At 58.1% G+C, this 25,783-nt stretch carries 18 protein-coding genes; 13 read left to right on the top strand and 5 right to left on the bottom strand.

The features are described 5' to 3' along the window. Positions 1–228 precede the first annotated feature (228 nt). The 10 genes from ABVF61_RS11030 to ABVF61_RS10985 all read left to right on the top strand — a co-directional run bounded on the left by ABVF61_RS11030 (position 229) and on the right by ABVF61_RS10985 (position 12,066). Positions 229–2,214: an AMP-dependent synthetase/ligase gene (locus ABVF61_RS11030; RefSeq protein ID WP_353993555.1), complete on the top strand. Its 1,986-nt coding sequence runs from the start codon at positions 229–231 to the stop codon at positions 2,212–2,214. A gap of 17 nt (positions 2,215–2,231) precedes the next feature. Beyond that, positions 2,232–3,038, top strand: a complete 807-nt coding sequence (locus tag ABVF61_RS11025) for an ABC transporter ATP-binding protein (protein ID WP_353993702.1) — start codon at positions 2,232–2,234, stop codon at positions 3,036–3,038. 13 nt (positions 3,039–3,051) lie between these two features. Beyond that, on the top strand, positions 3,052–4,005 hold the full coding sequence (locus ABVF61_RS11020) for a branched-chain amino acid ABC transporter permease (RefSeq protein WP_353993554.1): 954 nt from the start codon (positions 3,052–3,054) through the stop codon (positions 4,003–4,005). 2 nt (positions 4,006–4,007) lie between these two features. Continuing rightward, positions 4,008–5,084: a branched-chain amino acid ABC transporter permease gene (locus ABVF61_RS11015; protein WP_353993553.1), complete on the top strand. Its 1,077-nt coding sequence runs from the start codon at positions 4,008–4,010 to the stop codon at positions 5,082–5,084. Between the two features lie 106 nt (positions 5,085–5,190). Then, complete coding sequence (locus tag ABVF61_RS11010) at positions 5,191–6,522, top strand: ABC transporter substrate-binding protein (protein ID WP_353993552.1); 1,332 nt, start codon at positions 5,191–5,193, stop codon at positions 6,520–6,522. A gap of 58 nt (positions 6,523–6,580) precedes the next feature. Beyond that, the gene (locus ABVF61_RS11005) at positions 6,581–7,435 is read left to right on the top strand and encodes an ABC transporter ATP-binding protein (RefSeq protein ID WP_353993551.1); all 855 of its coding nucleotides are present in this window, start codon (positions 6,581–6,583) and stop codon (positions 7,433–7,435) included. Between the two features lie 38 nt (positions 7,436–7,473). Continuing rightward, positions 7,474–8,712, top strand: coding sequence for a phenylacetate--CoA ligase family protein (locus ABVF61_RS11000; protein WP_353993550.1), 1,239 nt, complete (start codon positions 7,474–7,476; stop codon positions 8,710–8,712). 524 nt (positions 8,713–9,236) lie between these two features. Beyond that, positions 9,237–10,328, top strand: a complete 1,092-nt coding sequence (gene hemH, locus ABVF61_RS10995) for a ferrochelatase (RefSeq protein ID WP_353993549.1) — start codon at positions 9,237–9,239, stop codon at positions 10,326–10,328. Between the two features lie 308 nt (positions 10,329–10,636). Continuing rightward, entirely contained in the window at positions 10,637–11,614 is a 978-nt protein-coding gene (locus ABVF61_RS10990; protein WP_353993701.1) for an SPFH domain-containing protein, read from the top strand. Next, complete coding sequence (locus ABVF61_RS10985) at positions 11,611–12,066, top strand: NfeD family protein (protein ID WP_353993548.1); 456 nt, start codon at positions 11,611–11,613, stop codon at positions 12,064–12,066. The genes ABVF61_RS10990 and ABVF61_RS10985 overlap by 4 nt, the downstream gene beginning before the upstream one ends. A 19-nt stretch (positions 12,067–12,085) precedes the next feature. Here ABVF61_RS10985 and ABVF61_RS10980 read toward each other — a convergent pair whose 3' ends face one another. From ABVF61_RS10980 to ABVF61_RS10970, 3 genes are all read right to left on the bottom strand, one after another. After that, positions 12,086–12,940 (bottom strand): flagellar motor protein MotB, encoded by an 855-nt coding sequence (locus ABVF61_RS10980; RefSeq protein ID WP_353993547.1) that lies wholly within the window; start codon positions 12,938–12,940, stop codon positions 12,086–12,088. 24 nt (positions 12,941–12,964) lie between these two features. Then, on the bottom strand, positions 12,965–13,732 hold the full coding sequence (locus ABVF61_RS10975; protein ID WP_353993546.1) for a motility protein A: 768 nt from the start codon (positions 13,730–13,732) through the stop codon (positions 12,965–12,967). Positions 13,733–13,902: 170 nt separating this feature from the next. Beyond that, positions 13,903–14,916 carry a KpsF/GutQ family sugar-phosphate isomerase gene (locus ABVF61_RS10970; RefSeq protein WP_353993545.1) on the bottom strand — a complete coding sequence of 338 codons (1,014 nt, stop codon included), beginning with the start codon at positions 14,914–14,916 and terminating at the stop codon, positions 13,903–13,905. Positions 14,917–15,333: 417 nt separating this feature from the next. On the opposite strand from ABVF61_RS10970, the gene ABVF61_RS10965 reads away from it, so the two are divergent. The 3 genes from ABVF61_RS10965 to ABVF61_RS10955 all read left to right on the top strand — a co-directional run bounded on the left by ABVF61_RS10965 (position 15,334) and on the right by ABVF61_RS10955 (position 19,378). After that, positions 15,334–16,746 (top strand): outer membrane beta-barrel protein, encoded by a 1,413-nt coding sequence (locus ABVF61_RS10965; RefSeq protein ID WP_353993544.1) that lies wholly within the window; start codon positions 15,334–15,336, stop codon positions 16,744–16,746. Positions 16,747–16,823: 77 nt separating this feature from the next. Beyond that, positions 16,824–18,095 (top strand): lytic murein transglycosylase, encoded by a 1,272-nt coding sequence (locus ABVF61_RS10960; protein WP_353993543.1) that lies wholly within the window; start codon positions 16,824–16,826, stop codon positions 18,093–18,095. 95 nt (positions 18,096–18,190) lie between these two features. Next, a complete protein-coding gene (locus ABVF61_RS10955; RefSeq protein ID WP_353993542.1) occupies positions 18,191–19,378 on the top strand; it encodes an SGNH/GDSL hydrolase family protein in 1,188 nt (395 codons plus the stop codon). Positions 19,379–19,453: 75 nt separating this feature from the next. On the opposite strand, the gene ABVF61_RS10950 is transcribed toward ABVF61_RS10955, so the two are convergent. Both ABVF61_RS10950 and gltB read right to left on the bottom strand, forming a co-directional pair. Then, entirely contained in the window at positions 19,454–20,884 is a 1,431-nt protein-coding gene (locus ABVF61_RS10950; RefSeq protein WP_353993541.1) for a glutamate synthase subunit beta, read from the bottom strand. Positions 20,885–20,971: 87 nt separating this feature from the next. Continuing rightward, a complete protein-coding gene (gltB, locus tag ABVF61_RS10945; RefSeq protein ID WP_353993540.1) occupies positions 20,972–25,708 on the bottom strand; it encodes a glutamate synthase large subunit in 4,737 nt (1,578 codons plus the stop codon). Positions 25,709–25,783: the final 75 nt, after the last annotated feature.

Here is a 25,783-nt window from a genome sequence, read left to right as displayed (position 1 = left end):
CGTCCCAAACAACGGATTTTGAAATGAGTCTTGGGCCATCGTTCGACAAATTACCTGTTGAAGCTTTGCCCGGCAGCTTGTTTCATATCCTGAGAATGAACGACCCCGCAAAGGGGCGCCTTCCGGACCGATGTGCTACTTTTACGAGTGCTTCGGCTAAACAGAAAAAGGACCGTTCCAGATAAGCCTGAAGGCTGCTGCGGACGATCCAAGGGGAAGAAACGAGTAATGGTAGGGTCGGCCAGCGCTTCGTCGCACGGTGAAGACACCTTTCCGAAGATCCTTTTGCACAATGCAAAGGTTTTCGGGGCCCGGACAGCCTTCCGGGAAAAGGATTTCGGGATCTGGCAAAGCTGGACCTGGTCCGAGGTGTGTGAGGAAATCCGTGCTTTTTCAATCGGACTGAAATCTCTCGGACTTGGTGCTGGTGACAAGGTTGCCATCGTTGGGGCGAACCGTCCCCGCCTGTACTGGGCGATGGTTGCCGCACAGGCACTCGGTGCGGTGCCGGTCCCGGTTTATTCGGACTCCGTGGCCGAAGAGATGGCCTATGTCCTCGGCCATGCGGAAGTGAAGTTCGCGGTTGTTGAGGATCAGGAACAGGTCGACAAGCTGCTGTCGATGTCCGACGAAGTGCCGACCCTTACCAACATCATATACGACGAGGTGCGCGGGCTTCGTGACTACGATCATACGCATCTTCACGGCTATGAAACGGTCCAGGAGAAGGGGCGGCAGCTCCAGGCAAATGACGCTGCTCTTGCCGCACAATGGTCGGACGGGTTCTCCGGTGGCAAGGGTTCGGACATTGCCGTGATGCTCTACACGTCGGGGACAACAGGCCGTCCGAAAGGCGTGATGTTGTCTTTCGATAATCTTGCTGTTTCCGCGCGCAATGCCAACGTTTTCGATCATCTGGACGAAACCGAAGAAGTGCTTGCCTATCTGCCGATGGCGTGGATCGGCGATCATGTGTTCTCGCTCGCGCAGGCCTTCACGGCGGGATACTGCGTCAATTGCCCGGAAGGCATGGACACGATCGACGTCGACCGCCGGGAAATCGCACCGACCTATTTCTTCGCACCGCCGCGCGTCTTTGAAAACATGCTCACCCAGATCATGGTGCGCATGGAGGACGCGGGCAAAACCAAGCGCGCGATGTTCGATTTTTTCATGAATATCGCCCGCAAGGTGGGTGAAAAGATCCTGAACGGAGAAGAGGTCGCGTTCGGGGATCGCGTTCTCTACAGGCTTGGCGAATTCCTGGTCTACGGACCGCTCAAGAATCGGATGGGCCTGACCCGCATGAAGGTCGGCTACACCGCCGGGGAAGCAATCGGCCCGGAAATATTCCGATTCTATCGCGCGCTCGGTCTCAACCTGAAACAGCTTTACGGTCAGACCGAAGCCAGCGTTTATATCACGCTTCAGCCGGACGGCGAGATCTTCGGCGACACGGTCGGCAAGCCGGCACCTGATGTTGAACTCAAGATCGCCGACAGCGGCGAGGTCATGTATCGCTCGCCGGGCGTCTTTGTCGGTTACTTCAAGAACGACGAAGCAACGGAAAAGACCAAGACCAGCGACGGTTGGGTGCATACGGGCGATGCCGGGATCATCGCCGACAACGGCCACCTGAAGATCATCGACCGCGCCAAGGACGTCGGCAAACTGAATGACGGGTCCTTGTTTGCGCCGAAATATATCGAAAACAAGCTGAAGTTCTTCCCCAACATCAAGGAAGCGGTCGCTTTCGGTCACGAGCGTGACATGGTCGCGGTCTTTCTCAATATCGATCTGACAGCAGTCGGTTCCTGGGCGGAGCGAAACAACGTCAATTACGCGTCCTACCAGGAACTGGCGGCGCATCCTGACGTCTATGCGATGGTCGAAAGCCATGTCGACCAGGTCAACCGGGATCTTTCGAGCGAACCGATGATGGCCGGTGCCCAGATCAAGCGTTTCCTGATCCTGCATAAGGAACTGGATGCCGACGACGGCGAACTGACGCGTACGCAAAAAGTGCGGCGTTCCTTCATTGCGGATCGCTACGCGCCCCTGATCGAGGCACTTTACGACGGATCGACGTCGAAACATGTGCGCACCGAAGTGACGTTCGAAGACGGCCGTAAAGGGGCGATCGAGGCGACTGTCGAGATCCGGGATATGGAAGCCCACGACGCCGGCAAGGGACTTCAGGAGGCCGCCGAATGAATGCCTTTGCAGCGGATATGAGTGCTGGACCCGCCAGCGTTGCCGAAGCGGCCCCGCGCGAGGAGTTGCTCCGGGTCGACAACGTGTCGCTGTCCTTCGGCGGCGTGAAGGCGATTACCGACATTTCCTTCGACATCCTGAAGGGGGAGATCCGCGCGATCATTGGCCCCAACGGTGCCGGCAAGACCTCGATGCTGAATGTCATCAACGGGTTTTACCATCCCCAGCAGGGCACGATCACCTGGCAAGGCAAGGAGCGGCGCAAGATGAAGCCCTATGAGGCAGCCAGCCAGGGCATCGCGCGCACGTTCCAGAATGTTGCACTTTTCAAAGGCATGACGACGCTCGACAACATCATGTCCGGCCGTTCCCTGAAAATGCACCGCAATTTCTTCTGGCAGCTGATCTGGCGCGGTCCGGCGGAGCGTGAGGAAATTGAACACCGCAAGAAGGTGGAGGAGATCATCGATTTCCTCGAAATCCAGGCGATCCGCAAAACACCGGTCGGGCGTCTTCCCTATGGTCTGCAAAAGCGCGTCGAGCTTGGCCGTGCGCTCGCCATGGAACCGGATCTTCTTTTGCTCGATGAACCGATGGCCGGCATGAACCTGGAAGAAAAAGAAGACATGAGCCGGTTCATCATCGATGTGAACCAGGAATTCGGTACGACAATCGCGCTGATCGAACACGACATGGGCGTTGTCATGGACCTCTCCGACCGGGTGGTCGTTCTGGACTACGGCAAGAAAATCGCAGACGGTCCGCCCGAAGACGTGCAGGCAGACCAGAATGTGATCGATGCGTATCTCGGCGTGAGCCACTAGGGGGAGAAGAACCATGCTTTACGACATATTCATCGATCCCTTCGTGCAGATGTACGATATGCCGGATTTCTTTCTTCAGGTGCTGTGGGAAGGCTTTGTCGCCGGTATTCTCTACGCGCTGATCGCGCTTGGATTCGTTCTGATCTTCAAGGCATCGGGCGTTTTCAACTTCGCGCAGGGCATTATGGTGGTGTTCGCCGGGCTGACACTTGTCGGCCTCAATGAGAACGGCGTCCCCGCCTATCTTGCCCTTGCCCTGACGATCGGAGCGATGGGCATCCTCGCCTATGGCGTGGAGCGGGTCGTCATGCGGCCGCTCGTCAACCAGCCCGACATTATTCTGCTGATGGCGACAATCGGCCTGACCTACTTCCTGATCGGGTTCGGGGAATTCGTCTTCGGCGGCGAGCCGAAACAGATGATTACCGAGGAACTCGGATTGCCGACCGGGTCGACAGCAATCGAATTTGGCGAGCGTGGTCTTGTTATCCTGCAGCATATCGATATCGCCGCTGCGGTGATTGCGGTGCTGATGGTTGCAGCGCTCGGCATCTTCTTCAACAAGACCCGGATCGGCCGGGCGCTGAGGGCGGTGGCCGATGATCACCAGGCAGCTCTTTCCGTCGGCATTTCGCTGAACCAGATCTGGGCGATCGTCTGGTTCGCGGCCGGTCTCGTCGCGCTTGCCACCGGCATCATGTGGGGCGCTCGTTCGGATGTCTCGTTCGCGCTGGAAATCGTGGCCTTCAAGGCGCTGCCGGTGCTTATTCTGGGCGGGTTCACATCCATTCCGGGCGCCATCGTCGGCGGGCTTATCATAGGGTTCGGCGAGAAGATCGGCGAACTCTACTGGGGCGGCCTTGTCGGCGGCGGCATCGAATCCTGGCTCGCCTATATCATCGCCCTGATCTTCCTTCTGTTCCGGCCCCAGGGCCTCTTCGGCGAACGCATCATCGAGCGGGTATAAGAATGTTTTATCGCGAAGCTGGCCAATTCAAGACGAGTTACAAGGCGGATCAGGCGCTTATGCCGATCCTGCAGGACCGGGTGGGACTGCTGGTCATCCTGGCCATTGCCTTTGTGGTCATTCCCGTCTTTGCCAACGACTTTTTCCTGACGTCGATCATGATCCCGTTCCTGGTGTTTTCGCTGGCGGCGATCGGACTCAACGTGCTCACCGGTTTTTGCGGGCAGCTCTCGTTGGGTACCGGCGCGTTCATGGGCGTCGGGGCGTATACGGCTTATAAGCTGACCACGATCTTCCCGGATGCAAATGTCATCGTGATGGTGCTTCTGTCCGGCGTGTTCTCGGCTGCAATCGGCGCCATATTCGGCCTGCCGAGCCTGCGCATCAAGGGGCTCTACCTGGCCGTGACAACCCTCGCCGCACAGTTCTTTCTGGAGTGGTGCTTCATTCGTATCGGCTGGCTCTACAACTACAATGCGTCCGGCGCGATCGAGATTCCGCATCGCGAGGCATTCGGCCTGGTGGTATCCGGCGCGGAGGCAACTCCGATCGTACGCTACTTCATCGTCCTGTGCATCACGGCCGGGATCGCCTTCCTGATGGCGAATGTGCTGCGTGGCCGGATCGGGCGCTCGTGGATGATGATCCGCGACATGGACATTGCCGCCGAACTGATGGGCATCCGCCCGCTTCAAACCAAGCTTCTGGCCTTCGCGGTGTCCTCATATATCTGCGGCGTTGCCGGTGCGATGATGGTGTTCTTCTGGCTGAACGCAGCCGAACCGTCCTCCTACTCGATCGCGCTGTCCTTCCAGATCCTCTTCATGGTGATCCTGGGTGGTCTTGGCAGTCTGGGAGGCGCTTTCATGGGGGCCGCGTTTATCTGGATCCTGCCGGTCTTTCTGAAATTCATTCCGGGCACGATCGGTATCGATCTCGCCGCGGAAACGGTCGAGCACGTCACATTCATGATTGTCGGAGCCTTGATCATATTCTTCCTGATCGTTGAACCGCACGGGTTCGCGCGGCTCTGGCAGATCGCGAAACAGAAACTCCGGGTTTGGCCATTCCCCTACTAGGATGGCCAACCATTTCGACGTCATCCGGATTTGGACCGATCCGGGGAGGAATGGCGCAACTGGTCTGGCGGCGCCGGATGGTCCGGAGCCGCATGGGAGGAGAAACATGAAAAGCATTAAGCAACTTGCGCTTGGAACTGCTGTTGCCGTCGGGGTCGCCTTTTCCGGCCTTGCTACGACAGCCGCCCAGGCTGAGGACAGCAACTATGTGCCGCTGCTGACCTATCGCACAGGTCCGTTTGCCGCTTCCGGCATTCATATCGCCAATGGCATGCATGACTATCTCAAAATGCTGAACGAGCGCGACGGTGGAATCGGTGGCGTCAAGCTGGAACTCGAAGAATGCGAGACCGGCTATAACGCTCAAAAGGGTGTCGAGTGCTACGAGGCAACCAAGGGCAAGGGCGCACTGGTGTACAATCCGTATTCAACGGGCATTACCCTGCAGCTGATCCCGAAGGCCAGTGTTGACAAGATTCCGGTTCTCTCCATGGGCTATGGCCTGTCGGCAGCTGCCGTCGGGTCCGTGTTCCCGTGGGTGTTCAATGTGCCGGACACCTACTGGGATGGCGCGTCCGTCGTGATCAAATATATCGGCGAGCAGGAAGGCGGTCTCGACAACCTCAAGGGCAAGAAGATCGGCTACATCTTCCTGGATGCCGGGTATGGCCGCGAGCCGATCCCGCTTCTGGAGCAGCTAGCCGAAAAATACGGCTTTGAGCTGCTGCAATACCCGGTTGGCGTGAAGGAAATGCAGAACCAGTCATCGCAATGGCTGAACGTGCGCCGTGATCGTCCGGACTACATGGTCATGTGGGGCTGGGGAGCAATGAACCCGACCGCGATCAAGGAAGCTGTGAAAATCCGCTTCCCGATGGACAAGTTCATCGGCGTCTGGTGGTCCGCAGGCGATGACGACGCAGCCGCCGGTGGAGACGGAGCGAAGGGCTACAAGGCCATGAACTTCTCCGGTGTCGGTAGCGATTTTCCTGCACTTGACGACATCAAGAAACACGTCGTCGATGCCGGTCTAAGCTCGACCGATGCCGAAACGATTGGCGGAACACTCTATAACCGCGGCGTTCTGAACTCGGTCATCATCGCCGAAGGCATCCGCACTGCACAGGAGCTGACCGGCAAGAAGGTCATCACCGGTGAAGACATGCGGATGGGCCTGGAAGCTCTCGATCTGGACGAAGCCCGCTTGAAAGAACTGGGGCTTTCCGGTTTCGCGCATCCGATGAAGGTGACCTGTGAAGACCATGCGGGAAGCCATCCGGTCTTTATCCAGGAGTGGGACGGCAGCCAGTGGCGCCAGGTCTCAGGCTGGATCGAGCCGATGACAGACGTCGTGCGTCCGCTCTTGGAGGCGGCTGCCGCCGACTACGCGGAAAAGAATGCGCCGTGGCCCGCGCGCACCGAACCCTGCCCGAACTGATCAGGCAGTCCGCTCCGCCGCATATTGTATGCGGCGGAGCTCTCCGGGAGAAAATGGAATGGCATTGCAGGATGTAGATCAATCGTCTTCGGACAGTGTTACGGACGCAGCCGAGACGATCCTGTCGGTGAACAATATCGAGGTCATCTACGACCACGTTATTCTGGTGCTGAAGGGCGTGTCGCTGACGGTTCCCAAGGGCGGCATCGTGGCGCTTCTCGGTGCGAACGGCGCGGGCAAGACGACGACACTGAAAGCGATTTCGAACCTCTTGAGTGCCGAGCGCGGCGAGGTCACCAAAGGAACGATCCTTTTCGACAGCGATGAGGTTCAGGCACTGTCGCCCAACGAGCTGGTCCGGCGGGGATGCATTCAGGTGATGGAGGGGCGCCACTGTTTCGGCCACCTGTCCATCGAGGAAAATCTGCTCACCGGCGCCTATACGCGCAAGGACGGGCATGCGGCTGTGAAAGCCGATCTGGAGATGGTCTATAACTATTTCCCGCGCCTGCGCGAGCGGCGGCAGAGCCAGGCGGGATATACATCGGGCGGCGAACAACAGATGTGCGCCATCGGGCGTGCGCTGATGAGCCGGCCGAAAATGATCCTGCTTGATGAACCCAGCATGGGTCTCGCACCGCAGCTGGTCGAAGAGATTTTCGAAATTGTCCGTCAGCTCAATGAAAAGGAGGGTGTCTCCTTCCTGCTGGCGGAACAGAACACCAACGTTGCGCTGAAATACGCGACCTACGGCTATATCCTGGAATCGGGCCGTATCGTTCTGGACGGCGACGCCAAGGCGCTTCGCGAGAACGAAGATGTCAAGGAATTCTACCTGGGCGTCGGAGGCGAAGGCCGCCGCTCGTTCCGGAATGTCAAACACTACAAGCGAAGGAAGCGCTGGCTGGCCTGACGCGTTCTCAACGCAGGGCCGAACAAGCGGAGACGACCATGAGCGATCAACAGTTTGATGCGCGCGAGCGGCAGGATCCCGCTCAGCGTGAACGGGATCTCTTTGCCAGGTTGCCGGATCTTCTGGCACATGCGCGCGATCACGCAGCCGGCTGGGAAAAACAGCTTGCGGGCCATGATCTTGAAGGCGTTCGCGACAGGAAGGCGCTGTCCGGACTGCCGGTGCTGCGTAAATCCGATCTCATGGAACAGCAACGCGCCAATCCTCCTTTCGGCGGGTACCTGGCGGGAGACCTCTCCGAAGCGGCGCGCGTCTTCATGTCTCCCGGTCCGATCTGGGAACCGCAAGCTCCGGGGCTCGATCCCTGGAACGGGGCACGCAGCCTGTTTGCCGCGGGCTTCCGTAAAGGCGACATTGTCCTGAATGCGTTTTCATATCACCTGACCCCCGGTGGCTTCATCCTGGATCAGGGCGCGGTTGCGCTTGGCTGCACGGTTTTCCCCGCTGGCGTCGGCAATACGGATATGCAGGTCGAAGCCGTCGAAGTCCTCAAGCCAGCCGGCTTCGTCGGCACACCGGACTATCTCAAGGTCCTCCTCGACCGGGGCCGGGAACAAGGCCGCGATGTCTCCTCCATCAAGAAGGCACTTGTTTCCGGCGGGGCGCTGTTTCCAACGCTCAGGGAGGAATACGAGGCTCAGGGGATAACGGTCGGACAATGCTACGCGACGGCCGATCTCGGCGTGATCGCCTATGAGACTGCGGCCCGCCAAGGGATGGTTGTCAACGAAGACTATATCGTTGAAATCGTGCGGCCCGGGACAGGTGAACCAGTCGCTGATGGTGAAGTCGGTGAGCTTGTCGTGACCAACTTCAACGACCTTTATCCCCTCATCCGCTTTGCGACCGGCGACCTTTCCAAGATCATTCCAGGGCAATCCGCCTGCGGGCGCACCAACATGCGCCTTGCCGGCTGGATGGGGCGGGCAGACCAGAGAACCAAGGTCAAAGGCATGTTCGTCGATCCATCGCAGATCGCCCAGATCGTTGCGGCACATCCGGAAGTCAGCAAGGCACGCCTAGCCGTGACCCGCGCAGGTGAAGCCGACGCAATGACGCTTGCCGTTGAGACCGACGCGCTTGAAGACGGACTGTCGGAACGTGTGTCCATGACCCTGACAGATATCACTCGTCTGAAAGGCGACGTTCAGATTGTCTCGCCAGGTGCGCTGCCGAATGACGGCAAGGTCATCGCCGATGAAAGGGAATATGGCTGAGGGCAACAGCAGCCCGGAAACCGCTCTGTCAGATGGCTTCCGTCGTATGCCTGTTTCTTGCTGACTTCCCGTTGTCATCCCTGCGCAGTCAGGGCTTCGGCAGATGCCAGCGCCGGCGAAAGCAACTCTGCCACAGTCTACTGGGTCCCGGTCTTGCCGCTTGCACGGCAAACCGGGATGACAAATCCGGGAAAACAGCGTTTCGACCAGGCTGAGGTATCCACCATATCGTCCGTTTGAAGAGCCATGCAAAGTCGACAGGTCACCGAATGGCGTGCCGGATCAGGCACGTCAAGGACGATACGACAGGCACCTGCACAAGGTCCGGCGGGCCTTGACCGGTTCTCAGGCTCAAAGGATTTGGCGCGTGGGGTGCAGGCTTTCGGTTCATGCCAACGCAAAGTATCATTGCCCTGTGATCCGGTGCCTTTGTTCAGCGTAAGCGCTATGCCGCATTGGCCTTGACTGAAGGTTGGCCTATGTATGGCATGAGAGGACACGCCGCTGAGGGATATGTCGAGCCGATGAACGTTCAACCAACCAACCCGCTGACCGCTGACAAGGTGGCGGACAAGACCGCCGATTTTCAGAAGCTGCATTTGCCGAAGGACCACCCGCCGGTAAAAAGCGGAACGGTTGGTGTGCTTCTGGTCAATCTGGGTACGCCGGATGCGACGGACTATTGGCCGATGCGCCGTTACCTTCGTGAGTTTTTGTCCGACAAAAGGGTCATCGAGTGGCCTCGTGCGATCTGGTATCCGATCCTTTATGGCATCGTCCTGATGACTCGCCCCGGAAAGTCCGGCAAGGCGTATGACGAGATCTGGAACCACGAGAAAGACGAGTCGCCGCTGCGTACCATCACTCGCAGCCAGTCTGACAAGCTGACGGATATGCTTGGCGGAGAAGGCGAGCGCGTCAAGGTGGATTGGGCGATGCGCTATGGACAGCCGTCGATACCCGACAAGCTGAAGGCGCTGAAGGACGAGGGCTGCGACCGCATACTCGTATTTCCGCTTTATCCGCAATATTCGGCGACCACAACAGCAACAGTGAACGACGTCGTTTGCAAGACGTTGCTCGAGATGCGCTGGCAACCGGCCATCAGGACCGTGCCGCCTTACCATGACGATCCGGTCTACGTGAACGCGCTGGCGCAGTCGGTCAAGGACCATCTGGAGACGCTGGACTTCGAGCCGGATGTGGTATTGACGTCCTATCACGGCATTCCGCAATCCTATTTCAAACGCGGCGATCCCTATCACTGCCACTGCATGAAAACCACGCGTCTGATGCGCGAGGTGCTCGGCTGGGATGATCAAAAACTGCGCGTAACGTTTCAGTCGCGCTTCGGGCCCGAAGAATGGCTGCAGCCGTACACGGACAAGACCGTTGAACAGCTCGCTCATGACGGTGTTCAGAACATTGCCGTGATGAATCCCGGCTTCGTCTCCGATTGCCTGGAAACGCTGGAGGAAATCGCGGGCGAGGCAGGCGAAATCTTTGAAGAGGGCGGCGGCGAACACTTCACGCATATCCCCTGTCTCAACGACACGGATCTCGGCATGAACGTGATTGAGCACATTGTCCGTCGGGAACTCGGCGGCTGGCTCTGAATGGCATAAGCCGCTCAATGGCGGCTTGCCTATTTGATCTTGTTCGACTGACGGCATCATTCGCTGTTTGATCAGCGGTACTCCAAAGCGAAAGTCGTTGGAGCCATATTAGGACCCAATGACGAGCGCCGGAAAACGTCGGTCAATAAACGTCGTCCGTCCGGTCATCACCGCAATATAAAGAGAAATCTAACGGTATTCGAAAGTGCCCCGTTTTCTCGGGCAATTGCGCTGGAACGACTCAGTGAAAGAGAGCATAGTGCCCGCGCAATTGCAGACGTTTACGGGAGAAATTCATGCCGATCGATATTGATGGATTCAGCATTTTTCTGATTGGCCTCTTGGTTCTGGTCATCCTGGTGTTTTTCGCCGGGGTCAAGACCGTTCCTCAAGGATACAACTACACGATCGAACGGTTCGGAAAATACAGGAAGACACTGTCTCCCGGCCTGAATTTCATTATCCCGTTCATCGACACGGTCGGCCACAAACTGAACATGATGGAGCAGGTTCTCGATGTTCCTTCACAGGAAGTAATTACACGGGACAATGCTACCGTAACGGCTGACGGGGTCACGTTTTATCAGGTTCTCGATGCAGCCCGCGCTGCTTATGAAGTGCTGGGTCTCCAGAATGCTATTTTGAACCTGACGATGACAAACATTCGTTCTGTCATGGGCTCGATGGATCTCGACAGCCTTTTGTCCAACCGTGACGAGATCAATGCGAAGGTTCTGCGGGTCGTTGATGCCGCGGCTGAGCCCTGGGGTGTGAAAATCACCCGTATCGAGATCAAGGATATCAATCCGCCGCGGGATCTGGTTGACGCCATGGCGCGACAGATGAAGGCCGAGCGTGACAAGCGCGCGTCCATTCTGGAAGCGGAGGGCAAGCGGCAATCGGAGATCCTTCAGGCGGAAGGCGAAAAACAGTCGCTGATCCTTGAGGCGGAAGGCCGGCGTGAATCCGCGTTCCGCGATGCAGAGGCCCGTGAGCGCGAAGCAGAAGCCGAGGCCAAGGCAACGCAGATGGTCAGCGCGGCGATTGCTTCGGGCGACGTTCAGGCAATCAACTATTTCGTTGCCAACAAATATGTTGAAGCCTTCCAGGCTCTGGCCACCTCGCGCAATCAGAAGACGCTGATCCTGCCGATGGAAGCGACATCGCTGCTTGGCTCGCTGAGCGGGATCGGGGAAATCGCCAAGGAAGCCTTCGGTGATGAGGCAAAGAACAACCGCACGGGGTCCCGCATTCCCAACACCGGACCAGGCGGAGAATCCTCGTGACGCTCATAGAAAACGTCATCGGAGCGCTCGGACCCTGGACCTGGTTTGTCATGGGGCTCCTGCTTCTGGGTCTGGAAGTTGTCGCACCGGGCAGCATACTGCTGTGGTTCGGCCTGTCCGCGCTTGTCGTGGGTGTGATCGCGCTCGTTTTTGACCCTGGCTGGCAGGTTCTCGTCAGTCTGTTCCTGGTGCTGTCGATCGTAAGTCTCCTGATCGGTCGGCGCATGATGCTGAAGCTGGCCTCCGAAACGGGAGACCCCGGCCTGAACCAGCGCGGCAGCCGCTACATCGGACGGGAATTCACCCTGCAAAAACCCCTGCGCGAGGGCGCCGGAAACCTTTCCATCGACGATACGATCTGGCGCATAACGGGCCCCGATCTTCCCGCCGGCACAAAAGTGCGGGTCGATTCGATCGACGGTGTAAGATTGGTCGTCAGTCCGGCTGATTGATTGCCTGAAGCGTCCGGGATCAGGGCGAGTGCCCGGGCGGTATAGGCGGTTCCTCTGCCTTCAGCAGAATGCCGATACGCCTGTTGGCAGCGAGATATGGGTCGTTTGGAAAGAGAGGTTCTGTGTCCGACTTTCCGACGACGGCAAAAAACTGATCTTCCGGAACGCCATATTCGGCAAGTATCTGACGGGCAACATTGGCGCGCTCGCTTGACAGATCCCAGCCGGTAAAACTTGGATCATCGGTTGGTCTTCCGGCTGTCGTATGCCCCGTGATTTCGACGCGGTTGGGCATCTTTGCCAGGACCGGCGCCATCTTCGCAATCAACCGCCGCGTGGTCTCATAAGGGTATTTGGATCCTTCGCGGAACATGGAACGGCCGTCCTGGTCGACCAGCATGATGTTCAGGCCATCCTCGGTCTCTTCAAGAATGATGTTGCTGGAGATTTCGGTAATCTCCGGCATCTCCTGCCAGGCCTGGCGCAGCGAAGCCGCTGCAGTCGCAAACTGGCGCGGCTTTTCGATCTCGGCCTCCAGCGTGTCGTGCGTGTTTGCTTCCGGTCCCTGTTTGCGCCGCTTTTCATGGGGCTCCGTGGCAAAGTCGGAATCCATTTCCTGCTCGGCCTGGCTGATATCCTTCATATAGTCACGGATCGGAATGCCTTCGACCTCGATGATGCCGGTCTTGCGGGCGGTATCCTTCACGCCAAATGCTTCGCGCATGGAACCGGCAACCACCTGCAGTTTCTCCTTGTCCTGAATGGAAAAGGAGATAATCAAGACGAAGAAACAGACGAGCAGCGACATGAGGTCGGCAAAGGTCACGAGCCAATCCGGTGCCCCTCCGCCGCTTTGCTGTTTTTTTCTCGCCATGGCTCTGGTCCGTTCGGATCTATTCTAGGCTGCTTCGGCCAGGTCGGCGCGTGCCTTTTCCGGGAGATACGCCACCAGCATTTCCTTGATGAGCGCCGGGCTCTTGGATTCGCGGATCTGGCAAACACCGTCGATGATCAATGTCTGGTTGAGCTCGTCCACGTCGAATTTCGCATCGAGCTTGTCCACAAGGGGAAGACAGATGATGTTCGAGATAAGAGCGCCGTAAAGCGTGGTGAGAAGCGCGACAGCCATGGACGGACCGATTGCTGCCGGATCGTCCATGTTGGCCAGCATCTGGACGAGACCGACAAGCGTCCCGATCATGCCAAAGGCCGGAGCTGAGTCGCCGAGAGCTTTCATCACACGGCGGCCTTCGGAGAGGCGGGAGAGCTGCAAATCCCTTTCGCGCTCCATCGCCTCCTTGATGAACTCAAGCTCGTAGCCGTCGGCAATGTACTGAACACCCTTGGCGAGCACCGGATCCGAGACGTCGACATTCTCCAGGCCGAGCGGGCCGGATTTACGCACGGTCTCGCCGAGATTGGTGATTTCGGAGATGAGATCGCGGGGGCTGTTGCCCTTACCTGAAAGAGCGACCTTGAAGCCGGTCACAAATGCGCTTGCAATGTCGGCGAGCTGGAACCTGACCAGTGTGGCCGCGAGGCCGCCGCCGATAACGATCAGCATCGAGGGTACATCGACAAATTGCGTGAAGCTGCCGCCCAGGAAAATAGCGGTCAAAACGATGCCAAACGCACCAAGAATACCGATGAGGGTCGCCAGATCCATTCTGTTCACACACCAATGTCTGTGGCATCAAGCCAGTGAAACTTGGGTGCAGTCTAAGTGGATTATGGCTAATCAAATCCTAATGCGGATCGACAAGAAGCGGAATATGCGAACTTTTTTCCGCACCAAACGCTTTTGTGATCCGTTGCCCGGGGCGGACTGCGAGGTGTTCAGGCGGCTCCGATCCGCAGCAGATCATGAAGATGCACGATGCCAACCGGACGGCCGTCTTCAATTACAAAAACCGACGTAATCGAGAGGCTGTTGACCAGTTCCAGGATCGACGCGGACAGGGCATCCGGTGGTACGGTCTTTGGTGATCTCGTCATGATGTCGCCGGCGGTCTTTTCCAGGAGGTTTGCGGAAACATGACGTCTCAGGTCACCATCAGTGATGATGCCGATCAGCCGGTTCAGTTCATCCGTGACCCCTAACACGCCAAATCCGCGTTGGGTCATCAGGACGATGCCTTCGCTCATTGCCGTGGAGACTGATACGAGTGGCAGCCTTTCGCCGGAATGCATGATGTCCTTGGCGCTCTTCAAGCTAGCGCCCAGACGACCGCCCGGATGAAGCACGCGAAAATCCTGAGCCGTAAATCCGCGGCCTTCCAGAAGAGCGACCGCCAGCGCATCACCGATCGCCAGCTGGATGAGCGCTGATGTTGTCGGTGCAAGACCATGCGGACAAGCTTCGGCAACGCTTGGAAGTTTCAGAACGATGTCCGATGCCCTGCCGAGCGCGCTGTCCTCGCGCGACGTTACCGCCACTAGCGGCACCTTGAAACGTCGAGTGTACGTGACGATACTTGCAAGTTCCTGGGTTTCGCCTGACCAGGACAGGGCGAGAACCACATCGTCCGCCGTGATCATTCCCAGATCGCCGTGCGAGGCCTCGCTTGCATGAACAAAAAAGGATGGAGTACCGGTCGAGGCGAGGCTTGCGGCGATTTTTGTGCCGATGTGCCCGCTCTTTCCAACGCCTGTCACAATCACGCGGCCCGAGCTGTTGCGGATCAGTTCAAACGTTTGTTTGAAGGGGGCGGCCAGTCCGTTCTTCAATGCCGCTCTGACGGCACTCAATCCGGCAATTTCCGTCTCGAGGGTCCGTTCCGCCGAAACCAGGCTCTGGGTCATGTCGTCCATGCCATCTTCTTGAAGGGAATCGAGAGTGGAATTAGCCATTGTTTCTTTCTTTGTTCAGCATCGCGCAGAACTATGACACGAGGGCGGACAGTTCAAGAAGCTGTGAATGCAAAACGCAAGAATTTTGCCCATGTTTTCTGTCTCGTTTCAAATTGTGCCGAATCTAAGGAGAATCAGGGTCTTTCTGCGAACATCGTTTGCTGTTCAAGACCATTTTGAGGACAGTGAGCAAGGCGGAAACAGGCTTCAAATTCCAGCGGACAGATGAGGTTGAACAAGCCTTCTTGCGAACGCACCCGAAATACACAGGCGTGCAGTGTCAATTTGCAAAAAAATAACGAAGGATTAACCAACATTCGTCAGTTTGGTCGGGATCACGAATTCGACCGGTCCCGAACCCGCATGCGCCGCATCCGCCACCTGATTGTTTGTTTTACTGTCTTCCAGGCAGCGCCTTTGCATGCACAGACTGCGCTGTCCGACCTGAGAGGGTCCGACGCGTCGGGAGACCGGTTTGCTTCAGCGGGCACGGCCGATGAAGCGGTTGAAAGCGAAGATGTCAATCCGACACAATCGAATGTGTACGCCTTGCGGCGAACGCTGAACAGCGCGGAAGCGGAAACGGGTTCAACCGGTCTTGGAACCAACGGACGCGTCGTACCTATCCGACCGTTTTCGGACCGTATCGCGGCAGTCGACCGGGCGGTTCCGCTGTCAGACGACTTTATCGATGATGGTGTCTTTGGCGGAGACACGACGTTTGATGCGCCAAGTGGCATCCGCCTTGGTTCCTTCACATTCACGCCTCAAGTAACACTGGCCACCGGTTGGTCCGACAATACATCCCAGTCGGCCAATGGAACTGCAGGCGGACTCTACCGTATCTCTCCGGACTTGTCCTTGGTGTCGAACTGGTCACGGCATCAGTTCGATGCGTCCTTGCGCGGCTCTTATACCGGATATCCGGAAAACTCGGATGACAACGACGGCAATGTCACGGCGGCGGCAAATCTGCGGCTTGATATCAGTGATGCGACGCAGATCGACAGCGGTGCCTCCTATTCCTATTCCCGCGAAGAAGACGGGAGTGCGGAATCGACCGCTTCCGGAGCCGATCACGTCCAGACATTTGCGGCGGATCTGGGCGCAACACGTGCGGTTGGGCTTGTCGCTGCAACAGCATCCCTTGGCCTGGACAGAAGCGTCTATACGTCAGATGACGACATTGAAAGCGGCCGCGACAACACGCTCTATTCCGCAAACCTGAGGTTTGATCTCGAAACAGGCAGTGTGTTCACACCATTTGTTGAAGGATCGCTGCTTTTGCGCCGGTTCGACGAAACATGCAGCGACAGTATCTGTGAAAAGCGGGATGCAAACGGTTACCAGCTTCGGGGCGGGTTGAGCGTCGCTTCAGGCCCAAAAGTGTCCGGAAACATTGGCGTTGGCTGGCGCATCGAGGACATTGAAGACGATCGCCTGGACAGTTTGTCGGGCCTTGTCGTGGATGGATCGCTGGTGTGGTCACCCACACGCCTGACGACAGTCACAGCCGGCCTTGGAACAAGCTTTGAGGCAACCGATATTGACACGGCGAGCGGGTCGATCATTTATTCGGGAGATTTACGGCTCGCCCATGCGTTCAGCGACAGGCTGGTTGCAGAGACGGGCGTTGGCTACAGCTATCGTACGTATGAAGGGGTTTCGATCGAAGAGAGCACTCTGACCGGGTTTGGCGGTCTGACCTTTGCGCTGACGAACAATGTGGCTTTGATTGCGGATTATACGCATCGCCGGTTCGACAGTTCCGAAGATGGCAGCGATTACACGGAAAACGCGATTGAAGCAGGTGTTCGATTCCGGCATTAACGATACAGTAACCACTGGAAGATCATTCATTGGGGCGGGGCAGAAGCGAACACGAACATGGGCGTAAGGAGGCCCGAATGCGGAGCTTTGTGCGGCGAACTGCGAACGCGATGGCCTGGTTGCCTCGAAATGAAAGTGTAAAGTCGAGGTTTCGGCGGCTGACCGGTGGCCTGGTATTGGCGCTGGGTTTGTCGGCAACGCTGACACCCGTGCAGGCCGATCCTGGATTTGACCGGTTCGTGCGAGACTTCTGGCCGAAAGCCCAAGCGGCCGGTATCACCTCTCAGACCTACAATTCAGTTTTCAAGGGCATGACGCCTGACGACGACACGCTGCGCCTGATGAGCAAGCAGTCAGAGTTCGTCAAGCCGATCTGGGACTATCTCGACAGCGCGGTCTCCGAGACGCGTGTCGAGAAGGGACGCGAGCTCCTTCAGGAATATTCCGTGGTGCTGCGGCAGATTGAGGCTAAATATGGCGTCGATCGCGAGGCGGTCCTGGCTATCTGGGGCATGGAGACAAACTACGGCGGCTACATGGGCCGGCACAATGTGATCCAGGCACTGGCAACGCTTGCCTATGCCGCACCGCGCCGCAAGAAGTTCTGGAACAAGGAACTGGTCACCGCGCTTGCCATCGTTCAGGCCGGACACGTTCGCTTTGAGGATATGGAGGGGTCGTGGGCCGGTGCAATGGGCCACACGCAATTCATGCCCTCCAGCTGGAAAGCCTACGCGGCGGACTATAACGGCGACGGACGCCGCGATATCTGGACGTCAATCCCGGATGCGCTCGCCTCAACGGCAAATTACCTGAAAAAGCATGGCTGGCAGACCGGAAAGACGTGGGGCTATGAAGTCAGGCTGCCCACCGGATTTGACTACCATCTGGCAGATGGCGACAAGACGCTCACGCTCGGTCAGTGGTCGAAATACGGTATCCAGCGTTCCAACGGCAAAGGCTTTCCAAGGCCGTCCGACAAGGCAATCCTGGTACTGCCTGCCGGTGCGAACGGTCCCGCGTTTCTGATGCTGCGGAACTTCTATGTGATTAAACGCTACAATAATGCCACCGCCTATGCGCTTGCGGTCGGGCACCTGTCGGATCGATTGATTGGTGGAGGTCCGCTGGCGGGTGACTGGTCACGAGATCATCTTCCGCTCAGCCGCTCCGAGAGAGTGGAGCTGCAGAACTATCTGAACCGGCTGGGATTTTCAGTTGGTGCAGCAGACGGCAAGATCGGCCCGGCAACGCGTCGCGGGATACGTGCTTACCAGAGTTCGCGCGGGCTAGTGCCGGACGGGTATCCGTCGGTGGTGCTGCTTGCCCATCTCAAATTGCGCGGATGACGCCAGGCTGTGCTGAAAGGGAAGCAATTTGAAGTCTTCCCATTCCGGATGGTTTGTATAATCTCTGCCTGATTTAGTCCGAATGGGAGCTGACTTTGCGGGTCAAGGCTGAAACGGGAAAAGGGAAGGCGGTGGCAAGGCTGGCAGTAGTGGCAGCCCTTGCGGTGTCGTTCTGTCTGACCGAAGAGACCCTGCCGCCAGCCATGGCTCAGGCAGCCAGCGACAAAGAGATTGTCGTCGCCCAAAGCGGCCTTCTGCGTGGTTTCAATCCGTTTTCGCCTTTGCAAAAACTCTTTAACAACAAGGAAAGGCGACGCAGTCAGCAACCACCGCAACAGCTCAAAAAGCGGCGCGCACCGGCGCGCGCAGCCGGGGTGCCACCCAAATACAAAACCGTTGAAAAGGATGCCAATGCGGGCGTGATCCTCGTTGTCGGGGACCGGATGGCGCGCGGAGTTGCGGACGGACTTGACTTCATCCTTTCGGAAAAACCGCAGATCCGGGTGGAGCGGGTTACCGAAGACAAGTCGGGTTTTGCGGGAGAAACCTCCCCGGATTGGGTCGCAAAGACGCTCGCGAAAATCCGCGGTGAGGACGTCAAGGCAGTTGTCGTCATGATCGGTCGCCGGGACCTGGGGAAAGAGTTTCCGGGCGAAACGCCTGTCGAATTCATGACCCAGGAATGGCTCGACGCCTATCGCAGCAAGGTCGAAGGCCTGGTACGGGTCGTTCGACAGGAGAAGAAGCCGATTGTCTGGGCCGGACTGCCGCCGACCAACACGGAAAGCGTCAACGCGGACTTCACGCAACTGAATTCAATCTTCCAGTCGCTCACGGAAGACCGGCGTGTGCGCTATGTCGATATCTGGGACATCTTTCTTGCCGAGGATGGCAGCTATTCGTCTTTTGGTCCCGATGTAGACGGCAAGAACGCGCGATTGCGCACAAAGGACCGTATTGGCTTTACCTGGCCGGGCTATCAGAAGGTTGCCTTCTTTGTGGATCGCGAGCTTTTGAGGCTTCTTGGAGGATATGGCGGGCTTGCCTTTGAAGGGATCGAAGATGATCCGAACTTCATCGTGTTGACTGGCCGGACCACCTCACCCGAAGCGCTGCTGCTGGGTGGCGAGGATGATGAAGACGAAACAGACAGCAACAGCACGGCCTACCGCTTCTTCGTGAAGGGAGAGCCGCTTCCACCAATGCCGGGCCGCGTCGATGATCCACGCATCGCCGTTGAAGGCACTTCGGCGCTTGAGGGCATTTCGCCTAGCGGATCGTAGACTGCACAGAACGATCAGGCCCCTGACACGGATCAAGATCCGCATCAGGGGCCCATTGCACCGTCTAAGGTATTTTCAACGCGGCAGGTCCGAGGATCCGGTCAGGAATTCATCGACAGCCCGTGCCGCCTGACGTCCCTCTCGTATCGCCCAGACAACCAGCGACTGACCCTTGCGAACGTCGCCTGCCGCAAAGACGTTGTTCATGCTGGTTTTGTAGTCGTCGGTATTGGCCTTCACATTGGTTCGGCCGTCCAGCTCGAGCTGATCTCCGGCTTCAGCAATGTAGGTGTCCAGCAACGGGCCGGAAAACCCGATCGCCGCCAAAACCAGATCGGCGCGCAGAATGAATTCCGTGCCTTCGATCGGTCTGCGTTTTTCGTCAACGCGGGCGCATTTGACACCTGTGACGATGCCGTCTTCGCCGACAAGGGCAAGTGTTGCCGCGGAAAACTCACGCTCTGCACCTTCGGCCTGCGAGGACGATGTGCGGAATTTCGTCGGCCAATATGGCCAGACCGTCATCTTGTCTTCCTTGAGCGGCGGGATCGGGCGGATGTCCAGCTGGGTGACCGACAGGGCACCCTGACGGAACGCGGTGCCGACACAGTCAGAGGCAGTGTCGCCGCCGCCGATGACGACCACGTGCTTGCCACCGGCCCAGATCGGAAGCTCATCGCCTTCGGGCTCGCCGCCGACGCGGCGGTTCTGCTGAACGAGATACTTCATTGCCCAATGGCAGCCTTCCAGCTCCATTCCGGAGACGCCAGGATCACGCGGACGCTCAGCACCCGCACACAGGATGACGGCATCGTGCCGCTCTGAGAGCTCCTCCAGCGTGGTGTTCACACCGACATCGACACCGTAGTGAAAGGTGACGCCTTCGGCTTCCATCTGCTCGACGCGGCGGTCAATAAAGTGTTTTTCCATCTTGAAGTCAGGGATGCCGTAGCGCAGCAGACCACCTGCCTTCGGTTCACGTTCATAAACATGGACCGTATGACCGGCGCGCGCGAGCTGCTGGGCCGCAGCCATGCCGGCAGGACCAGACCCGATGATGGCAACGGCTTTGCCTGTCTTGCTTGAAGACGGTTCAGGAACGATCCAGCCCTGCTCCCATCCCTTGTCGGCAAGCGCCTGCTCAACGGTTTTGATGTTGACAGGGATGTCTTCCAGATTGAGCGTGCACGCTTCCTCGCACGGAGCCGGGCAGATCCGGCCGGTGAATTCCGGGAAATTATTGGTAGAGTGAAGGTTGCGCAGCGCGATGTCCCAGTCGCCCTGGTACACCAGATCGTTCCAGTCCGGAATCTGGTTGTTGACCGGGCACCCGTCGGGACCGTGACAGAACGGAATGCCGCAATCCATGCAACGAGCCGCCTGATTGGCCACTTCCTGATCGTTCAGCGGGATCGTGAATTCGCGGAAATGCCGGATCCGGTCAGAAGCCGGCTGGTACTTCTGCTCCTGACGATCGATTTCCAAAAAACCGGTTACCTTGCCCAAGGTGACCTCCTCAAATTTGCGTCTTTCCCAGGATGGCTGCAATCGGCCATCCGTAACGGCCGAGAGCCCTGTTGTATTGTCGGTTTGTTATTCTGCGGCGACCATTCCGAGGCGCTGTTCTTCCATCTCGCGGAGCGCGCGCCGGTACTCGACCGGCATGACCTTGACGAACTTGGGCCGGTAATTTGTCCAGTCCTCCAGGATCGCGCGTGCCTTTGTCGAACCGGTAAGCTCCGCATGCTTTGTCAGCATCTGGCGCAGGCGTTCGTCGTCATGGCGTGTCATGTCCGAGGACAGATCAACGCGACCCTTGTGCTCGATGTCACCGCCGTGGTGGTGGAGTTTCTCCAACAGGTCGTCTTCTTCCGTGACCGGCTCCAGATCAACCATGGCGAGATTGCAGCGGGTTCCGAATGTTCCGTCCTCATCGAGAACGTATGCGATGCCGCCGGACATGCCCGCGGCAAAGTTGCGTCCGGTCTGGCCGATGACAACGACAACGCCACCCGTCATGTATTCGCAGCCATGATCGCCGACGCCTTCGACGACGGCAACAGCTCCGGAGTTGCGAACCGCGAAACGCTCACCGGCAACACCCCGGAAATAGCATTCGCCTTCCGTCGCGCCATAAAGAACCGTGTTGCCGACGATGATGGAGTTTTCGGCAGTGATGCGTGTGTTTTCCGGTGGCCGGACGATCAGTTTGCCGCCGGCAAGACCCTTGCCGACATAGTCGTTGGCATCACCGACAAGATCGATGGTCACGCCGCGTGCGACGAATGCTCCGAACGCCTGTCCGGCGGTGCCCTTGAGATTGATATGCAAGGTGTCCGGCTTCTTCAGGCCCTTGTTGCCATAGCGCTTGGCGATCTCGCCGGAGAGCATGGCACCAACAGAACGGTCGACAGAAGAAATGGTCTCGTTGACGATCGTCGGTTCTTTGCTGTCCAGAGCCGGGCGGGCCGCTTCTATCAGTTTCCGGTCAAGGATATCGACGATCGGGTGGTCCTGGGTTTGCGTCCAGCGGGTTTCTTCCGGTTCCGCTTCCGGCTGGAAGAAGATCCGTGAGAAGTCGAGGCCTTTGGCTTTCCAGTGCTCGATGGCTGCATTCTTGTCGAGGAAATCGGACCGACCGATCAGGTCGTCAAGCTTCTCAATGCCCAGCCCGGCCATGATTTCGCGAACTTCTTCGGCAACGTAGAAGAAGTAGTTGATCACGTGTTCCGGCGTGCCCTTGAAGCGTTTGCGCAGGACAGGATCCTGGGTCGCAATGCCCACGGGGCAGGTGTTGAGATGACATTTGCGCATCATCAGGCAGCCTGCGGCGATCAGCGGTGCCGTCGAAAAGCCGAACTCATCCGCGCCAAGCAGCGCACCGACAATCACGTCACGGCCCGTGCGCAAACCGCCATCCACCTGAAGCGCAACGCGCGAGCGCAGTCCGTTCAGTACCAGCGTCTGCTGGGTTTCGGCCAAGCCGATTTCCCAGGGGCTGCCTGCGTGCTTGATGGATGTCAGCGGGGAAGCGCCTGTTCCACCATCATAACCGGAAATCGTGATGTGGTCCGCGCGTGCCTTGGCAACACCTGCGGCAACCGTCCCGACGCCGACTTCGGAAACCAGTTTGACCGATATGTCGGCTTCCGGGTTCACGTTTTTCAGGTCGTAGATGAGCTGTGCCAGATCTTCGATGGAATAGATATCATGATGCGGAGGCGGTGAAATCAGACCAACGCCCGGCGTCGAGTGCCGGACCTTGGCGATCACGGCATCCACCTTGTGACCCGGCAACTGGCCGCCTTCGCCGGGCTTGGCGCCCTGGGCGACCTTAATCTGGATCATGTCGGAGTTGACGAGATATTCCGTCGTAACGCCGAACCGTCCGGACGCGACCTGCTTGATTGCAGAGCGGCGCGGGTTTGTCGAGCCGTCCGGCAACGGGTTGAAACGCTCCGGTTCCTCGCCGCCTTCGCCCGTGTTCGACTTGCCGCCAATCTGGTTCATTGCGATGGCAAGCGTCGTATGGGCCTCGCGGGAGATCGATCCGAACGACATCGCTCCGGTCACGAAGCGTTTGACGATCGCTTCCGCTGGCTCCACCTGGTCGAGTTCGATCGCGTTACGGCCGATCTCGTCCGCTCCCTTGATGCGGAATAGGCCCCTGATGGCATAGCGGCCACTCTTGCCGTTCACTTCTTCGGCGAAGGCCCGGTACATGTCCGGCAGCTTGGCGCGCACAGCGTGTTGCAGCTGTGCGATGGATTCAGGCGTCCACATGTGGTTTTCACCGCGCGTCCGGTATGCATATTCACCGCCGACTTCCAGGGAGCGGCGCAGGATGGCAACGTCTCCGAAAGCTTCAGAATGGCGCAATACCGTTTCTTCGGCGACTTCCGACAGACCAATGCCTTCGATCATGGTTGCGGTGCCGAAGAAGTATTTTTCAATGAACTCCGACCCGAGACCGACGGCGTCGAAAATCTGAGCACCGCAATAGGACTGGTAGGTCGAGATGCCCATCTTGGACATGACCTTTAAGATGCCCTTGTCGATCGACTTGATGTAGCGTTCGACGACCTCGTACTGGTCGACCTCTTCCGGGAAGTCCATTTCCATGTGCATGGACAGGAGCGTTTCGAAGGCGAGGTAGGGATTGATTGCTTCCGCGCCAAAACCTGCCAGGACGCAGAAGTGATGCACTTCGCGCGCTTCGCCTGTCTCCACGACAAGGCCGACCGAGGTACGCAGGCCCTTGCGGATCAGGTGATGGTGAACCGCCGCAGTTGCCAGCAGCGCCGGGATGGCGATACGGGAGCGGCTGATCAGACGGTCAGAGACGATGATGATGTTGTACCCGTCACGCACCGCCTTTTCGGCACGTTGGCACAACTCATCGAGAGCCGCTTCCATGCCGCTCGCGCCTTTTTCGGCATTGTAAGTGATGTCGAGCGTTTTCGCCGAGAACTGATTGTCCGCGATGTCGCCAATCGCCCTGATTTTTTCAAGATCCTCGTTGGTGAGGATCGGCTGGCGGACTTCCAGGCGCTTTGAAGACGACAGGCCCTTCAGATCAAAAATGTTGGGCCGCGGACCGATGAACGAGACGAGGCTCATCACCAGCTCTTCGCGGATCGGATCGATCGGCGGGTTGGTCACCTGTGCGAAGTTCTGCTTGAAATAGGTGTAAAGCAGCTTGGACTTGTCGGAGAGCGCTGAGATCGGCGTATCGGTTCCCATGGAACCGATGGCTTCCTGGCCAACCGTTGCCATCGGGGTCATCAGCAGCTTGATGTCTTCCTGCGTGTACCCGAAGGCCTGCTGGCGGTCGAGCATGCTTTCTCCGGCAACCGGCGCACGCTGGCGCACGCCCGGCAGGTCCTCCAGAACGATCTGGGACCGGTGCAGCCAGTCCTTGTAAGGATTGGCGGTGGAAAGCTCGCGTTTGATTTCGTCGTCGGAAACGATCCGGCCTTCGTCAAGATCGATCAGCAGCATCTTTCCTGGCTGCAGTCGCCACTTTTGAACGATGCGTTCTTCCTCTACCGGCAGAACGCCGACCTCTGAGGACATGATAACGTAGTCGTCGTCCGTGACGATGTAACGAGCGGGGCGCAGGCCGTTGCGGTCCAGCGTAGCGCCGATCTGACGGCCATCGGTGAAGGCAACGGCGGCCGGACCATCCCAGGGCTCCATCAGCGCAGCGTGGTATTCGTAAAAGGCACGACGGTTGTCGTCCATAAGCGGATTTCCCGCCCAGGCTTCCGGAATGAGCATCATCGCCGCGTGTGCAAGCGAGTAGCCGCCCATGACCAGAAACTCTAGAGCATTGTCGAAACAGGCGGTATCCGACTGTCCTTCGTAGGAGATTGGCCAGAGCTTGGAAATGTCGTCGCCGAGCAGCGCCGATGAGACGGACGCCTGGCGCGCGGCCATCCAGTTGACGTTGCCGCGCAGCGTGTTGATCTCGCCGTTGTGTGCGACCATCCGATAGGGATGTGACAAGTCCCAGGAAGGGAAGGTGTTGGTTGAAAAGCGCTGGTGAACGAGCGCCAGGGCAGAGGTGAAACGCTCGTCCTTCAGGTCGGCGTAGTACGCGCCGAGCTGATAAGCCAGGAACATGCCCTTGTAGACAATCGTGCGGCTGGACAGCGAGACGATGTAGAAGCCCTTTTTGACCGCATCGGTCTCGGCGCGCACGGTATTGGAGATCACTTTACGCAAAACATAGAGACGGCGCTCGAACGCGTCCTGGTCTTCGCTGCCGGTGCGCTTGATGAAGACCTGACGGGAGACGGGTTCCGTTGCTGCAATGTCGGGCGCCTTGGACAGGGATGAATTGTCGACAGGCACATCGCGCCAGCCGATCAGGTCCTCGCCCTCGGCTTTGATCACGCGCTCAACGATTTCCTCGCAGGTCGCGCGAAGCGCATCGTCTTGCGGCATGAACAGGAAGCCGACGCCGTAGTGCCCGAACTCAGGCAGCGACGTTCCACCCTTTTGCAATTCATCGGCAAAAAAGGCGTGCGGAATTTGAACCAGCATGCCGGCTCCGTCACCCATCAGCGGATCTGCGCCGACCGCGCCGCGGTGCGTCAGGTTTTCCAGCACCTGAAGGCCATCGGCAATGATCTTGTGGGACTTCTCGCCTTTCATGTGGGCGATAAATCCGACACCACAGGCATCGTGTTCGCGCGACGGATTGTAGAGCCCTTTGTCGGCGGCCGTGCCCAGTCGTTCGGCAAGTGTTTTGACGGCGGCAGTGGAGTTCGCCTCCATGTCGCCCGCTTGCATGGCTGTGCTGGTCGTCAGCTCTTTCATCGTCATGTGCGCCCTCACTGTTAACCCCAGTGGTCCCGTGACTTGAAGCGTCCGGTTCCGTTCGGGTCGCATTCCTTCAAG

It is taken from the genome of Roseibium sp. HPY-6 (assembly GCF_040530035.1).
Taxonomy (GTDB): Bacteria; Pseudomonadota; Alphaproteobacteria; order Rhizobiales; family Stappiaceae; genus Roseibium.
Note: the sequence above shows the minus strand (reverse complement) of the source record. Positions and strands in the feature narration are given on the sequence as shown.

Bases quoted from the DNA above. Each gene is read 5' to 3' on its own strand.
- ABVF61_RS11025 (WP_353993702.1), top strand. From the start codon at position 2,232: ATGAGTGCTGGACCCGCCAGCGTTGCCGAAGCGGCCCCGCGCGAGGAG.
- ABVF61_RS11030 (WP_353993555.1), top strand. From the start codon at position 229: ATGGTAGGGTCGGCCAGCGCTTCGTCGCACGGTGAAGACACCTTTCCG.
- ABVF61_RS11005 (WP_353993551.1), top strand. From the start codon at position 6,581: ATGGCATTGCAGGATGTAGATCAATCGTCTTCGGACAGTGTTACGGAC.
- ABVF61_RS11010 (WP_353993552.1), top strand. From the start codon at position 5,191: ATGAAAAGCATTAAGCAACTTGCGCTTGGAACTGCTGTTGCCGTCGGG.
- hemH (WP_353993549.1), top strand. From the start codon at position 9,237: ATGAACGTTCAACCAACCAACCCGCTGACCGCTGACAAGGTGGCGGAC.
- ABVF61_RS10975 (WP_353993546.1), bottom strand. From the start codon at position 13,732: ATGGATCTGGCGACCCTCATCGGTATTCTTGGTGCGTTTGGCATCGTT.
- ABVF61_RS11000 (WP_353993550.1), top strand. From the start codon at position 7,474: ATGAGCGATCAACAGTTTGATGCGCGCGAGCGGCAGGATCCCGCTCAG.
- ABVF61_RS11015 (WP_353993553.1), top strand. From the start codon at position 4,008: ATGTTTTATCGCGAAGCTGGCCAATTCAAGACGAGTTACAAGGCGGAT.
- gltB (WP_353993540.1), bottom strand. From the start codon at position 25,708: ATGACGATGAAAGAGCTGACGACCAGCACAGCCATGCAAGCGGGCGAC.
- ABVF61_RS10980 (WP_353993547.1), bottom strand. From the start codon at position 12,940: ATGGCGAGAAAAAAACAGCAAAGCGGCGGAGGGGCACCGGATTGGCTC.
- ABVF61_RS11020 (WP_353993554.1), top strand. From the start codon at position 3,052: ATGCTTTACGACATATTCATCGATCCCTTCGTGCAGATGTACGATATG.
- ABVF61_RS10960 (WP_353993543.1), top strand. From the start codon at position 16,824: ATGCGGAGCTTTGTGCGGCGAACTGCGAACGCGATGGCCTGGTTGCCT.
- ABVF61_RS10970 (WP_353993545.1), bottom strand. From the start codon at position 14,916: ATGGCTAATTCCACTCTCGATTCCCTTCAAGAAGATGGCATGGACGAC.